Origin of the sequence: Arthrobacter sp. K5, from assembly GCF_040448525.1 — a bacterium.
Taxonomy (GTDB): domain Bacteria; phylum Actinomycetota; class Actinomycetes; order Actinomycetales; family Micrococcaceae; genus Arthrobacter; species Arthrobacter globiformis.
In genome coordinates, this window is the sequence record NZ_CP159279.1 from 2347983 (window position 1) to 2362162 (window position 14180).

At 67.4% G+C, this 14180-nt stretch carries 12 protein-coding genes; 6 read left to right on the forward strand and 6 right to left on the reverse strand.

Features of this window, described 5'->3' with window-relative positions:
• Positions 1-6 precede the first annotated feature (6 nt).
• The 3 genes from ABRP34_RS10635 to ABRP34_RS10645 form a co-directional block, all read right to left on the reverse strand.
• Positions 7-1383 carry an MFS transporter gene (locus ABRP34_RS10635; RefSeq protein ID WP_003806434.1) on the reverse strand — a complete coding sequence of 459 codons (1377 nt, stop codon included), beginning with the start codon at positions 1381-1383 and terminating at the stop codon, positions 7-9.
• Between the two features lie 187 nt (positions 1384-1570).
• On the reverse strand, positions 1571-2368 hold the full coding sequence (locus tag ABRP34_RS10640) for an IclR family transcriptional regulator (RefSeq protein WP_353713195.1): 798 nt from the start codon (positions 2366-2368) through the stop codon (positions 1571-1573).
• A complete protein-coding gene (locus ABRP34_RS10645) occupies positions 2368-3153 on the reverse strand; it encodes an IclR family transcriptional regulator C-terminal domain-containing protein (protein WP_353713196.1) in 786 nt (261 codons plus the stop codon). Before ABRP34_RS10645 ends, ABRP34_RS10640 begins: the two co-directional genes overlap by 1 nt.
• A 239-nt stretch (positions 3154-3392) precedes the next feature.
• On the opposite strand from ABRP34_RS10645, the gene ABRP34_RS10650 reads away from it, so the two are divergent.
• From ABRP34_RS10650 to ABRP34_RS10670, 5 genes are all read left to right on the forward strand, one after another.
• Positions 3393-4721, forward strand: coding sequence for an MFS transporter (locus tag ABRP34_RS10650; protein WP_003806439.1), 1329 nt, complete (start codon positions 3393-3395; stop codon positions 4719-4721).
• A gap of 111 nt (positions 4722-4832) precedes the next feature.
• A complete protein-coding gene (locus ABRP34_RS10655; RefSeq protein WP_353713197.1) occupies positions 4833-5729 on the forward strand; it encodes a LysR family transcriptional regulator in 897 nt (298 codons plus the stop codon).
• Positions 5730-5899: 170 nt separating this feature from the next.
• The gene (locus ABRP34_RS10660; RefSeq protein WP_353713198.1) at positions 5900-6208 is read left to right on the forward strand and encodes a YciI family protein; all 309 of its coding nucleotides are present in this window, start codon (positions 5900-5902) and stop codon (positions 6206-6208) included.
• A 9-nt stretch (positions 6209-6217) separates the two neighbouring features.
• Entirely contained in the window at positions 6218-7303 is a 1086-nt protein-coding gene (locus tag ABRP34_RS10665) for an alcohol dehydrogenase catalytic domain-containing protein (RefSeq protein WP_353713199.1), read from the forward strand.
• Positions 7300-8955 (forward strand): FAD-dependent oxidoreductase, encoded by a 1656-nt coding sequence (locus ABRP34_RS10670; protein ID WP_353713200.1) that lies wholly within the window; start codon positions 7300-7302, stop codon positions 8953-8955. The genes ABRP34_RS10665 and ABRP34_RS10670 overlap by 4 nt, the downstream gene beginning before the upstream one ends.
• A gap of 161 nt (positions 8956-9116) precedes the next feature.
• Here the strand turns inward: ABRP34_RS10670 and ABRP34_RS10675 are convergent, their stop codons facing one another.
• From ABRP34_RS10675 to ABRP34_RS10685, 3 genes are all read right to left on the reverse strand, one after another.
• A complete protein-coding gene (locus ABRP34_RS10675; protein WP_353713201.1) occupies positions 9117-9689 on the reverse strand; it encodes a DM13 domain-containing protein in 573 nt (190 codons plus the stop codon).
• Between the two features lie 120 nt (positions 9690-9809).
• On the reverse strand, positions 9810-12320 hold the full coding sequence (locus tag ABRP34_RS10680; RefSeq protein WP_353713202.1) for an EAL domain-containing protein: 2511 nt from the start codon (positions 12318-12320) through the stop codon (positions 9810-9812).
• Positions 12321-12436: 116 nt separating this feature from the next.
• Positions 12437-13075, reverse strand: a complete 639-nt coding sequence (locus tag ABRP34_RS10685) for a GPP34 family phosphoprotein (protein ID WP_353713203.1) — start codon at positions 13073-13075, stop codon at positions 12437-12439.
• Positions 13076-13238: 163 nt separating this feature from the next.
• Here ABRP34_RS10685 and ABRP34_RS10690 point away from each other — a divergent pair, with 163 nt between their 5' ends.
• Entirely contained in the window at positions 13239-14144 is a 906-nt protein-coding gene (locus tag ABRP34_RS10690) for a MurR/RpiR family transcriptional regulator (protein ID WP_353713204.1), read from the forward strand.
• The last annotated feature ends 36 nt before the right edge of the window (positions 14145-14180 follow it).

Genomic DNA, 14180 nt, shown 5'->3' on the forward strand with positions numbered 1-14180 from the left:
CCGGGTTCAGCGGGAGGCGAAAGAGCTGCGTTGGCGCGGCAGGCCGAGTTCCTCGAGCGGGGTCCTGTGGGTTTCGCGGGCCGTGGCGATGGCGATCGCGGAGACTGCCAGGCAGGCCACGGTGAAGACTGCCACCGGGATCCAGCCGCCGGGGCCCGGCTGGGCCAGGACGGTGGCGATGGCGGGGGCGAAGCCGGTGAGGATCAGCCCCACCTGGCTGCCGATGGCCATCCCGGAGTAGCGGACCGGTGCCGGGAACATCTCGGGGAAGAAGACGGTCCACACACCGTTCCAGCAGGAGTAGAACACGGACATGTTCAGGAATCCGAAGACGAAGATCAGGGCGATGTTGTGCTCGCTGATGGCCCAGAAGTAGCCGAACGAGGTGATGGCGCAGCCCAGGGAGCCCACCAGGAGCACCTTCTTGCGGCCGAACCGGTCCGAGATGATGCCGGCCAGCGGGATGGTGAACATGGACAGGCCGATGGTGAGTGCGTTGACCGTGAGCATCAGGGTCCGGTCCAGGCCGATGCCCTTGCCGGTGGCGTAGGCCAGCGCGTACACGGTGAAGGTGGTCTGCATGACGGAGAACAGCATTACCAGGGCCACGCGCAGAACGTCGCGCCACTGGGTTTTCAGCACCTCGGCCGCCGGAATGCCCTTGGGCTTCTTCGCTTCCACCGTCTCCTCGAACACGGGAGGCTCCTCCAGCCGGGTGCGGATCCAGTAGGCGACCAGCAGCACCACGGCGGACAGCCAGAACGGGACGCGCCAGCCCCAGCCGAGCAGCTGCTCCTCCGGGAGGGCGGCGAGCGGGATGAACACCACCGTGGAGAGCACCATGCCGGACGCGTAGCCGGTCATCACGAAGCTGGTGAAGAAGCCGCGGCGTCCTTCCGGGGAGTGTTCCATGGTCAGGGTCGATGCTCCCGCGGCCTCTGCCCCGGCGGAGAATCCCTGCGCCAGCCGGCCCACCAGCAGGAGCGCCGTGGCCCAGTAGCCGACCTGGTCGTAGGTGGGCAGGAAGCCGATGCCGATGGAGGCCACACCCATGATCACCAGCGTGATCATCAGTGCCTGCTTGCGGCCGATCCTGTCCCCGAAGTGGCTCATGATGACGCCGCCCAGGGGCCGGGCCAGGTAGCCGACGCCGAATGTTGCCATCGCCCCGAGCAGGGCAACCACCGGGTCTCCGCCGGGGAAGAAGATCCTCGGGAACACCAGCGCTGCTGCCGTGCCGTAGATGAAGAAGTCGTAGTACTCCAGCGTGGATCCGAGGAAGGAAGCCAGTGCGGCCTTCTTCGGGGTCTTCGCCGGGAGGCTGTCCGCGCGTTCCAGGACGGCGGTCTCTGCGGCGGGGGTTGGGGGCTGGACATGTCCCATAGGTTCTCCTCATTGAGTTTCCAGGGCGGCCGCCACCGAAGTTGGTGGGGCCAAAGTGGTGAGCGTGCACCGTGTCCGGTGGGTTGCTCTGGAGGAAAACACTAGGAGCAGGGAAAAGCGCCGCGGCGAAACTTCCCATTCAACGGGACGCCAGCTATTCAGGGTCCCAGGCGGAACAGGGCGCGGGTCAGGCTCCCTGAAGCCAGGGCCGCGTGCCGTACGGACGGCGTTCTGCGCCCATGGTCCGGGACAGGCCGCGCCCCGCGGCCACCAGGACGGGAAGAACCACCTTGGGGTCCTCGCCCGCCGTCGGAATTACGACGGCGATCGCTCCGATCACGCTGTTGCCCTCACCAAAGACCGGGACGGCGTAGGCGGTGTTTTCCTCCACCAGGACGCCCGCCATGCGGACGTATCCGCGTTCCCGGATCAGGGCGAGCTGGGCGCGCAGGCGCACCGGATCCGTCTCCGTGGCCTCCGTGGTTTTCTCCAGCGGCCCGGCAAGGAACCGCTCCTGCACGTCGCGCGGCATGTGCGCCATCATGGCCATGCCGGACGACGTGTTGTGGATCAGGAGCCGGCCGGCCACCGCGGCAAGGTTGGTGGCGGTGCCGTGGCGGTCCAGCTGCTCCAGGTAGAGCACGGTGCCGGAACCGACGTCGGGAATGGAGAGGGACACCTGCTCCCGGACAGCGGCGTGGACGCCTTCGAGGAACGGAAGGCCCCGGCGCCGGAATTCCTCAAGCGGGTTGCTGCGGGACGCCAGTTCCCACATCTTCATGCCGACGCCGTAGTCCCCTGCCTCGCTGCGGTTCAGCAGCCCGCTGTCCACCAGGTCGTTGGCCAGCCGGTGGGCGGTGCTGCTGGACATGCCGGTGGCCCGGACCAGTTCGCTCAGCGACATCCGCGGCCGGCCCTTCGAAAAGGCATCCAGGATCTTCACCACGCGCTGGATGACGGATTCGCCGGAGGGCGAGTTGGCCATCAGGCCCGCCGCAGCCCGGACGCGTCCCCGCCGTAGTCCAGGCCGATCTGCCGGGCCGCTTGCTGCAGGCGCGGCACCACGGACTTTTCAATGTCCTCGGCAGGTGACCGGTGGGTCTGCAGGGAGACGTTGACGGCAGCCACCACGTCACGGCCGCGGCACACCGGTACGGCCACGCCGCGCAGCCCCTCTTCCAGTTCCTGCGACACCATGGCCCACCCCCTTGACCTGGCACGGTCAATTTCTGTCCGCAGCTGGTCGAGGCTTGCCACCGAGTGTTCTGTCAGCTTCTGCAGCCGAACGGTTTCGAAGTAGGCCTGCAGATCCGGCTCGGTCAGGGCCCCCAGCAGCACGCGCCCCATGGAAGTGGCCCAGGCGGGGAACCTGGTGCCCACGGTGATCGTCACGCTGAGCAGCCGGGGCGAGGGCACACAGGCGACATACACGACGTCGGCGCCGTCCAGAATGCAGAGGGAGGTGGTCTCGTTCAGCTCGGACGCAAGCGCCTTCAGGTGCCGGTCCGCGATGGCCGGAAGCTCGAGGTTGGCCAGGAATGACCGTCCGATGTCCAGCGAGCGCGCGGTCAGCTCGAAGTGCGCACCGTCGGCCCTCAGGTACCCGAGGTCGGCAAGGGTGAGGAGGAACCGGCGCGCAGAAGCCCTGGTGGTATCCGCCGCCGCGGCCACCTGGGACACCGTCAGCCGGGGCGCGTTCGGGGTGAAGGCCCGGAGCACGTCGAACGCCTTTTCGACCGATTTCACAAAGTAGGCCGGCTGTTCGTCCATGGGCTCCCTGCATCCTCCGGCAACCTCCAGCGATGACCGCTCAGACGTGTGGAGGCTGCGCTGTTCCTGACGTACCCAGAATACGGTCCACCGCCCGGGAGGGTGCAGGGCAGGGAAAACGGATTGTGAGTCACTTCACTCTGCGCTATCATTTTTCTAGTCGCATATCGCACGCCTGTTCGCGATACGCACAAATCACCAATTCGGACCCCGTCTTTCAGTGCGGAAGGACCCCTGCAATGACCGATCTAGCCCCTACCCAGACCGCTGAGGCGAAGCAGTACCAGCTCAAGCGCGCCAAGAAGGCCGCCCTGGCTGCCTTCCTCGGCGGCGCACTGGAGTACTACGACTTCTTCATCTACGCCACCGCGGCGTCGTTGGTCTTCTCCAAGATCTTCTTCCCCGCAGGCGACCCCACCGTCGCCCTCATCGCCTCGTTTGCCACCTTCGGCGTCGCCTACGTGGCCCGGCCCTTCGGCGCCGTCGTCTTCGGGCACCTGGGGGACAAGATCGGCCGCAAGAACACCCTCGTCCTGACCCTGGTGCTCATGGGATCGGCCACGTTCCTGATCGGCGTGCTCCCGGACTTCAACGCCGCCGGCTACTGGGCACCCGCCCTGCTGGTCCTCCTGCGCCTCATGCAGGGCCTCTCCGCCGGCGCGGAAACCGCTGGCGCCTCCGCCCTGTCCACCGAGGAGGCCCCGGAAGGCCGCCGCGGCTTCTTCGCCAGCTTCGCCATGAGCGGCATTTCCGCGGGCATCGTCCTGGCCTCCCTGGCCTTCCTCCCCGTCGCCGCCATGAGCGAGGCGGACCGCCTCGCCTGGGGCTGGCGCATCCCGTTCTGGCTGTCCCTCCTGGTGCTGGTGGTCGCGTACCTGGTCCGGCGCTCCCTTGAGGAACCCGAGGTCTTCGAGGAAAAGCACGACCACGGCGAACTTGTGAAGCTTCCGTTCGCCAAGATGTTCAAGACGCATCCGGCGCAGTTCTTCCAGGTCGCCCTGATGTCTTTCGAGACCGTCACCAACACGTTCATGCAGTCCTTCGGCCTCGCGTACGCCGTGTCCGTCGGAGTCCCGGCGTCGACCATGCTGTGGGTGAGCATCCTGGGCAACGTGATCGCCATGTTCAGCCAGCCGCTGCTGGCCCGCCTCTCGGACCGCTTTGGCCGGCGCCCGGTGTTCATTGCCGGCGTCCTGGGATCCGGACTGATGATCTTCGTCTACTTCTCCGTCATCTCCACCGGCAACATCCCCATGATCTTCCTCGCCAGCACGGTGATCACCGCCGGCACGTACTCCATGTCCAACGCGATCTATCCGGCCTGGTTCTCCGAGCTGTTCAACGTCAAGGTCCGCTACTCGGGCATGGCCATCGGCCTGCAGGTCGGCATTCTCTGCGCCGGCTTCACTCCCCTGCTGGGCACCGCGCTGGTGGGAGCCGACAAGGCCAACTGGGGCCCCGCCGCCTGGATCGTCGCGGCCTCGTCCCTGCTGGCTGTGGCCGGCGCGTACTGGGCCCGAGAAACCCACAAGACCCCGCTGCGGCAGCTGGGCAACCCGGTCCGCTAGCACACAGCCGAAGCGCGAACTGGCAGATAATGCCCTCAAATTGCCGGTTTGAGGGCATTATCTGCCTTTTCGTGGGATAGTTCTGCCGTCCCACGACACAGGAGGAACTGCATGGAGCTTCGGCAGATCGAGGCGTTCCTTGCCGTGGCCGAGGAACTGCACTTCGGCCGGGCAGCCCAGCGCCTCCGCATGGCCCAGTCGCCGCTGAGCCAGACCATCAGGAAGCTCGAGAAGGAGCTCGGCTCGGATCTGTTTGAGCGCAACACCCGTTCGGTGGCACTAACGACGGCGGGTGTTGCCTTTCTTCCCCACGCCCGCCGGGTCATCGACGAACTTGATCTCGCCCGCCGTTCCGCCGTCACCGAACCGGGCACGTTCTATGGCCGGCTCAGCATCGGCTTTTCCGGGGCGCTGAACCACCGGACCCTTCCCCCGCTGACCCGGGCGCTCCGGCACCGCTACCCGTCCCTGGACCTGACACTCACCGGCGGCCTGCTGACCCAGGACGCCCTGCAGCAGCTCCGGAACGGTTCGCTGGACCTGGCCTTCGTCGGGCTGCCGCTGGACGCGGGCGGGCTGACCACCCGCACCATCGCCCTCGAACAACTGGGCGCCACCGTGCCGGTTGACCACCCGCTGGCCGAACGGCCGGCGGTCGGGCTCGCCGAACTGTCTGACGACGGTTTTGTCACCATGCGCGCCGCCCAGGGATCCACTCTCCGCGAGGCCATCTTCTCCGCCTGCGCGGCCGCCGGCTTCCGGCCGAGGGTGGCACAGGAAGTCACGGATCCGTACACCGCGCTGTCGCTCGTTGCCGGCGGCGTCGGGGTGAGCCTGATGCCCTCCTCCGTCGCCAGCATCATGCCGGGCGGCACCGTGTTCATCCCGCTGACCGGCACCGCGCCCCTGCTCGAATCAGGCCTCGCCTGGAACCCCGCCGGCATCTCCCCCGCCCTGGCACTGGCCCTGGGAGTCGCCGCGGAAGTCCTCCCGACTCCGGCCGGCTGACCCGGTTTCCACGGGCTGGCGCCCAGGCCGGCTGAGGCACCCCGCCCCGCCTCCCGGCGTCGTGCATTATGTGTCTTTCACACATACTCATTGACCAAATAAGTGTTGGACGTGGCACAATCCCGGTGGCCACGATGGAGGGAACATCCACTCAACGAAGAGGACACACCATGGCAACATTCGCCGTCACCTACGCCTACGCCGCCAGCTCGTCCGCCGGCCGCGACGAACACCGCCCCCGCCACGTGGAATTCCTTCAGGAGCAGTTCGACGGCGGGACGCTGGTGAAGAGCGGTCCGTTCGGGCCGGAGGAGGATCCCGGCGCGCTGCTGATCATCGAGGCTGACTCGAAGGCCGACGTCGAGGCCCTGATGAACCAGGACCCGTTCTATCTCAACGGCCTCGTGGAGCGGCGCAGCATCCGGCAGTGGAACGTCTTCTTTGGTGCCGACGCTGCCGCCGCCACCACGCGGAACTAGGAGCAGGCCATGCTGATCGCGCGCACCGTCGCCAGGGAGACCATCCGGTATGAGGATATTCCGGAGCCGGCCCTCGAACCCGGCCATGCCCTGGTCCGCGTCCACAACGTCACCCTGTGCGGCACCGACCTGCACATCTGGGAGGACGACTATCCGGCCGGGCTGCCCGTCATCCAGGGCCATGAATTCGCCGGCACCGTCGAGGCCATCGGAACCAACGACGCCGGCATCCGCACCGGTGACCGCGTTGCCGTCAGCCCCATGGTCTACTGCGGACTCTGCCGGCCGTGCAGACTGGGCCGGTTCAACGTCTGCGAGAACATCGGCTGCATCGGGTGCTATTCGGACGGCGCCCTCGTGGAAATTCTCAGCGTGCCGGTGGAGAAGCTGTGCCCCGTGCCGGACAGCCTGGAACTCGATCTCGCAGCCATGGCCGAGCCCGCGTCCATCGCCATGCAGGCGGTGAACCGGGGGCGGCCGTCCCCGGGGGAAACGGCCCTGGTGCTGGGCAGCGGCCCGATCGGGCTGCTCGCCACGCTGTACCTGACGGACCTGGGAGTGAGCGTAGTTTGCGCCGACACCGAGCCGGACCGGCTGGCGCTGGCTTCCATGTTCGGCGCCGTGGACACGCTGCTGGTGGATCCCCGTTCGGACTTCCCCGGCGCCGACCAGGCAGTCCGGCTTGATGCGGTGACGGACTCGTCCGGGCCGGAGCTGGTCATTGAGGCAACGGGTGTACCGTCCTCGCTGGAAACCGCCGTCCGACTGGTGGCAAGCGCCGGACGGATCGTCCAGGTGGGGATTTCGGCGCGGACCGCGTCCGTTCCCATGAATGCCGTCCCCTTCAAGGAAATCGACCTGCTGGGCAGCCGGAACAGCCTGAATCTCATCCCGGCAGGGCTGGAACTGCTGGCCCGGCACCGGGACCAGGCCGGCGCGCTGATGACGCACCGTTTTGCTTTCGGGGACCTGCAGCAGGCCTTCGAACTGATGCGCAGCCGCACCGAACCGGTGGGCAAGATCGTGGTGGACATGCCGGCCTCGCAGTCCGCTCGCCCGGCGGGAACTGGCGCGCTCACGGGAGTGCGGGCGTGAGCGGGATCGAAGCCGTGGACGGCCCGGCGGCAAGCCCGCTGCTCACGGCCGCCGGGAACATCTCGGGCACCTACGATGTGGTGGTCGCGGGCAGCGGCGCCGCCGGCCTGGTCGCCGCGATCCGGGCCGCCGGCTCCGGGCTGCGGGTACTGGTGGCCGAGAAGGCCCCGCTGCTCGGCGGCACGACGGCCGCTGGGGGCGGTGTGATGTGGGCACCGAACAACCACCTCGCCCGGCAGGCCGGTTACCGGGACAGCCACGAGGACGGCGTCGCCTACCTCACCGAGGCTGCCGGGCACGTGCTGACCCGCGAGGAGGTGGAATGGTACGTCAGCACTGCTCCGCGCGCCGTCGCCTATCTCGACAACGAAACCCGGCTTTCGCTGACGCCGATCGCCCGCCCGGACTACCACATGGAGTGGTCCGGCGCGGCCGACGGCGGACGCGGCCTGGACAATGACGCCTTCGACCCGTCGGGGTACCCGGGCCTCGCGGAGGCGATCCGGCCGTCGTCGTATTTTCCGCTCCTGACCATGACGGAGCGCGACCAGCTCAACGGCCGTGCGGCGGATCCGGAACTGCTGTCCCGGCGGGCCGCCACTGGCGTGCGGACCATGGGCGGCGCCCTGGTGGCGTCGCTGCTGGCGAGCGCGTTGGACCGCGGCGTGGAGATTGCGGTCTCCGCACCGGTCGAAGACCTGGGCCGCGATGGTGGCAAGTGGACGGTGGCCCTCGGCGGCGCCGCAGCCGGCAGAACCGTCTCGGCGGCCGCCGTCGTGCTGGCTTCCGGCGGTTTCGAGTGGAACCCGCGGCTCCGCCAGGCGTTCCTGCCGTTTCCGGTGACGCCCATCAGCGCGCCGTCCAACGAGGGCGACGGCCTGGAGCTGGGCCTGAAGGCCGGCGCCGCCGTGGCGGACATGACCGCCATCTGGGGAGTGCCGGTGATTTCCGAGGCCGCGCACGAATACGACGGTGTGCGGTCCGGCCGGATGGGGAACGTGGAAATGACCCTTCCCGGCTCGATCACCGTCAATGCGGCCGGGAAGCGTTTCGTGAATGAGGCGCTGAACTACCACGATGCCTGCCGAGTCTTCGCCTCCGTTGACCCGCTGACCGGCCGCCAGCAGAACAACCCGGCGTGGCTCGTGTTCGACGCTGCGTATCTGGCGAAGTACCCGGTGGCCGGCTCAGCCGCGGGCTCTCCGGCCGCCTGGATGACGGCCGCCGATTCGCTGGAGGAGCTGGCCGGCAAGGTGGGCATCGATCCGGCCGGGCTGACCGCCACGGTGGCCCGCTTCAACGCCGGTGCCTCGGAGGGCATGGACCCGGAATTCCATCGCGGCGCCACCCCGCAGGACCGCTTCCTCGGCGACGCTGCCAACACTCCCAACCCGTGCCTGGCGCCGCTCGCGACCGCCCCGTTCTACGCGGTCCGGATTTCCGCCGGCGTGCTGGGAACCTCCGGCGGCCTGGACACCGACTTCAACGGCCGCGTCCTGGACCGGCACCGGCAGCCCATCCCGGGAATCTACGCGGCGGGCAACGTCTCCGCGGGGGTTTTCCGCAACAACTACCCCGGCGGCGGCGCAACCCTTGGCTCGGCCATCACCCGGGCCTTCGCGGTCGGCGAGCACATCGCAACGCACCTCTGACCGCGCCGCACCACCAAACCGCGCCCGGGCCCGGAGTTTTTGTCCGCCTGTCGCGACTTGAGGGGCGGCGTTTTGGGGCCATTATCTGTACAAAGACTCCACCCCAATGAAGGACGACGGCGGAACCACCCGCCGTCGTCCTTCTTGCGTAAACGGATCGCTCACCTCGCGAGCTGGGCCGCTCCGAACGAAACACTGAACTGGACGCACCACAGGTCAACAGACCTGTACCTGGCCAGGTCAACGTCCTCGGGGATCGCGTACACCTGGTTGCCCTGGTTCCCCTTGATCACCCCCAGGTCAACGTGTTCGGCGGAGCCGGCCGTGAACCATCCGGCAGTTCCCTCCACCACGTCCGCTGCGCTGAGCCAGACGTGCACATCCGGGCCGTTGGAAGTGTCGAGGTTCTCCAGTGTCAGAACCCGCGAGCCGCCGGGCTGCTGGATGATTCTGACAGTTCCCGTGGTGGCGTGTTCGTGGCTAATGAGGGAACCCTTGGCAAGTTGAACGGGAGCGGAGGGCATCTTCGTGGTGGTTCCGGAGGGTGGCTTCGAGGTGGCGGAGGGGGCTGGCGGCGTCAGCACTGCTGAGGCTGCGACTGTGGGTTGCTGCTCATCCACGCGCACGTCAACAAACAGAAGCCACGGCTTGAATAGCGCGAGCCCTAGCGCCAGCACGGCGGCACCCGCCGCGGCGGCCATGACCCAGCGGCGCGTGCGTTTGCGGGCCTCCATGCTGCAAAGCTACACCTGGTCGCGCGGGCGAGTTTTTGTCCACTTGTCGCGACTTGAGGGGCGGCGTTTTGGGGCCATTATCTGTACAAAACTCCCGGCCCCGTTGGCCAACCGGCCTCGTTAGCCCACCTGCGGCAGGGGCTCCCCCGCTGACATTCCTGCGGCAACCGGCGCGGAAATCGCGGCGGCAACGTTGGCCGGATGGGACCGCAGCCAAGCCGGGATCCGTTCGGCCGGCAGCGGCTTGCTCCACAGGTACCCTTGGGCGAGGCGCACACCCAGCCGGCGGAGTTCGCCCAGCTGGACGGCGGTTTCCACGCCTTCGGCCACGACGTCTAGCCGGAGGCTCTCGGCCATCCCAAGGACCAGTTCAATGATCGTGGCCCCGTGCGGATCGGCGCCCAGCTCCTCCACGAAGGTGCGGTCGATCTTGAGAGTCCGTGCCGAGAGCCACTTGAGGTAGCTCAGCGAGGAGTAGCCGGTGCCGAAGTCGTCGATGGACAAGCCTACCCCCAGGCGGGCCAGCCGCTGGAGCGTTTCCTTGGGCAGGTCCGGCTGGTCCATCAGCACTGTTTCGGTGATTTCCAGGTGGATGGCGGCGGGGTCGATGCCGGTATCGCGGATGGCCGCCTCGACGACGTCGGGAAAATCGCCGGCCACGAGCTGGCGGCCGGAGATGTTCACGGCCGCCGTGAAGTTCTCCGCTCCCGGGACCTGTGTGCGCCACTGCTGCACCTGGCGCAGCGCCTCGCGGAGCACCCAGGTGCCGATTGGCAGGATCAGGCCCGTCTCCTCGGCAATCGGGATAAAGGCATCGGGCATGATCGGGCCGTGTTCGTGGTGGTGCCAGCGCAGCAGAGCCTCAAAGCCGACGGCCCCCTCGGTGGAAACGTCGATGATCGGCTGGTAATTGAGGGAAAGCTCGTTGCGGTCCAGTGCAAGGCGCAGGTCGGACTCCAGGTCGAGGCGCCCGGTGGCCCGCCCGGCCATGCGGACATCGTAGATCGCTGACGAATCCCCGCCGGCGGACTTGGCCCGGTACATGGCGGCGTCCGCCCCCTGAAGCATGGACTCGGCGGTATCCTCGACGTCCGCGAGGGCGATGCCCACGCTGACATTGAGGTAGATCTGCCGGCCGTCCACGTCGAAAGGCTGCCGGGTCGCTTCCCTGATCCGCCCGGCCAGATCCTGCGCGCCGCACATCTGCAGGCCCTCGCAGATCACCACGAATTCGTCGCCGCCGAACCGGCCCACCGTGTCGCCTTCCCGGACGGCGGCCTTCAGCCGCTCGCCCAGCTGCACGAGGATCATGTCGCCGGCGCCGTGGCCGATGCCGTCATTGATCAGCTTGAAGCGGTCGACGTCGACGAACATCACCACCGGCCGGGCGGCCCGGTCCAGGAAATTCTGGAGGACCTCGGTGACCATGTACCTGTTCGGCAGGCCGGTCAGGGCGTCATGGCGCGCCTGCCACTCGAGGATCTGTTCAGCATTCTTCCGGTCGGTGATGTCCAGGACAGTATCCAGGAACCGGACAGGGGTGCCGTCGGCGCCGTTAATGCTCCGGATCCGTGAATGCAGCCAACGCTGTTCTCCGCTGGGCCTAATGATCCGGTATTCAAAGTCGGCGAAACCGAGCCCGTGGTCCAGGCTCTGCCACACTTCACGGACACGGTCCCGGTCATCGGGGTGCGTCCGCGCCAGGATGGCTTCCCGGTCTTTCCGGTCCCCGGCGGAGATTCCCAGGATCCGGTCGAATTCCTCCGAATGCCACGTCTCCCCGGTGGCAACGGTGTGCTCGACACTTCCAACGTGGGCCATCTCCTGGGCAGCCAGCAGCCGCTCGCGTTCGGCATCGGCCACGGCCTTCAGCCGCTGGATCTCCGTAATGTCCCTGGCAATGGCGGATGCCCCCACCCTGATGCCGTCCTGGTCGTAGACAGGGGACACTGTCAGTTCGACGTCGATCACCGACCCGTCCTTGCAGCGCCACCGGGACTCCACACCGGTGACGAACGCCCCGCTCCCCGAACCGGAGGTGACCTCCGTGCCGAAGTAGGCGCCGTCGTCGGCCGTTACCAGGCCGTGGCTCTGTCCCACAGCCTCCCAGGAGCTCCAGCCGAGCATCCTCGCCGCCCCCGCGTTCCAGCTGGTGATCTTCCCGGTGAGGTCGGCGCCGATGATGGCATCGCCGGAGGATTCGACCATGGCCGAGAGCCTGCGCAGGATCGCCTCGGTGTGCTTGCGGTCCGTGATGTCCTTCGAGATCGCGACAACGGCTACGGGCACGGTGTGCCGGCCCCTGATCCGGCTGAGTGTGGCGTGGACGGGGAATTCACGGCCGGTGCTGTGGCGGGCCCACAGTTCGCCGGCCCAGTCCCCGCCGCGGGCCACCCTGTTGGCGATTTCGCGGTCGGTGGCGCCGCCGCCGCGGACCTCGGCGCCGCCGATGATGCCCAGGTCCGTGATCTTGAGCCCAAGAACCTTGTCCGGGGCCAACCCGTACAGCCGCTCCGACGCGCGGTTCCAGTACGTGATGCGCCAGTCGCCGTCCATGCCGATAACCGATTGGCCGATCTCGTCCAGCAGCAGCGACTGCATCACCAAATCGTCGCGATGTTCCCCGGCCATAACCCCTCCGACAGGTGCTCCCCCAATGGCAGCGCGCGCTATGCACTCGGACCCGTTTGCTTAGGGAACCGTGCTGGCAGTAAATCAGCAGGCTGGGTTTCCTGCAAGGGTTTCGGCTACGTGGCGGCCTCCGCCTCCGCCAGCCGGATCATGCGAAGCTCATCGCGCACCGCACTGGAAGGCCAATGATCACCGGCCAGTTCTTTGAGCCGGGCAGGACTGGCCCCCGGGAAAAGCTTGTCCATCAGGCCCGCCGCGTGCAGCAGGCCAATCAGCGCAGCGGTTCTGGCGTCCGACGGCGATCCGTTGAGTACGCTTTCGATCCTCGCCAGAAGTGCCGCCTCCGGAGCGTGGTCCTTCTCCGGGTAGCGCGTGGTCCTGAAGAGGCCAAGATGCTTTTCGCCCACATGGGTCACGATGCCGAGAGCCGCCATCCCCTCATAGACGCGGTGCAGTTCGGCGCGGTTTTCCAGCATGGCAACCCACCGCCGCGGGCTGTGCGGCCGGGACTTGTCGTGGATCAGCTCCCACTGGTGCAGGAAGTCAGACTGCGGAGCGGCTCCGGTGGCCCTGACGTATTTCCCCTGCAGCTCGATTGCGCCCAGCAGGTCCAGCTCGGCCAGGATTGCCCCGGCCAGTCCGGCTTTGAGGACGCTCTGCGGCACTTCCGGTTCGCCGTCCGTGTCATTCGTTGCCAGAACGAGGAACGCCTGCGGGAGGTTCAGCTCCCCGGCGCCCGGGATTTCGGTGCTCATACCCTCATGGTCCACCGGTCCCGCCGCCGCTGCAATGGACGGCCAACCCCGGGAATTTCACACCGGAGACCCAAAAAGCCCTTCACGCAAACAGAATTGCAGAGTACATTTGATGCAATCAATCTTGCAGAGTGATCCACGTACCAGGAATCCCGTAACAGAAATGAGGTACGACTTGAACGCCAACGCCGCCGGCCTGGAGCCCGGCACGGAAACCGGCGCGGGTCCCGCCACCCATGCGTGGCTCGGCGACGCGCTTCCGGACCTTCCGCTGTCCAAGGCCCAGAGCCGCGTGGTCGATGTGATTGCGCGCAACCCGCAGCTTTCCTCGTACGCAGACATCGCAGAGATCGCCCAGCGGGCCGACGTCAACAATTCGACAGTGGTCCGCGCGGCCCAGCACCTGGGCTACCGGGGATGGCCGGACCTCCAGCGGGAACTGCGGTCCCGCTATCTGGTGATGATCTCCACCGAGGACACCCTGACCGAGCACGGGGAACACCGCAGTCCCCTGCATGATGCGCTCAACCACGACATCGAGAACCTGCGCCTGACCCTGGACTCCAACACGGCCGACGACGCCGAGGCGGCCATTGCCACCATGGCGGCGGCCAAGTCCATCATCGTCCTGGGGCTGGGCTCGTTCGCAGGCCCCGCCAGCGTGATGGCCCATCTGGGCTCGACCATGGGATACCCCATTACCCTCGAGAACCGCGGCGCGGTCCACCTCGCCTCCAGCGCCAACGCATTGGGCCCCGGGGATGTCCTGGTGGTCATCAACATGTGGCGCTCGATGCGGCAGATCATCGTCACCGCCGAAGCCGCGAAACAGGCGGGCGCCAAGGTCGTCGCCATCAGCGATATGCGCCGCGGCCGCCTGGCGGCCGTCGCCGACCACCTGCTGGTGGTGGCGTCGGAAGGCATCTCCTTCTTCCAGTCCGTCACCGCCGCAAACTCACTGATCTACGGCCTGCTCGCGGGCATGGAGGCCGCGCACCCCGAGCGCAGCCGTGCAGCCATCCGGCGCACCCAGCAGCTGTGGAAAGACCTCGACATCTACCTCGACTGACCTGCAGCTCCCGCAGCTGCACCACCTACCCCTTCC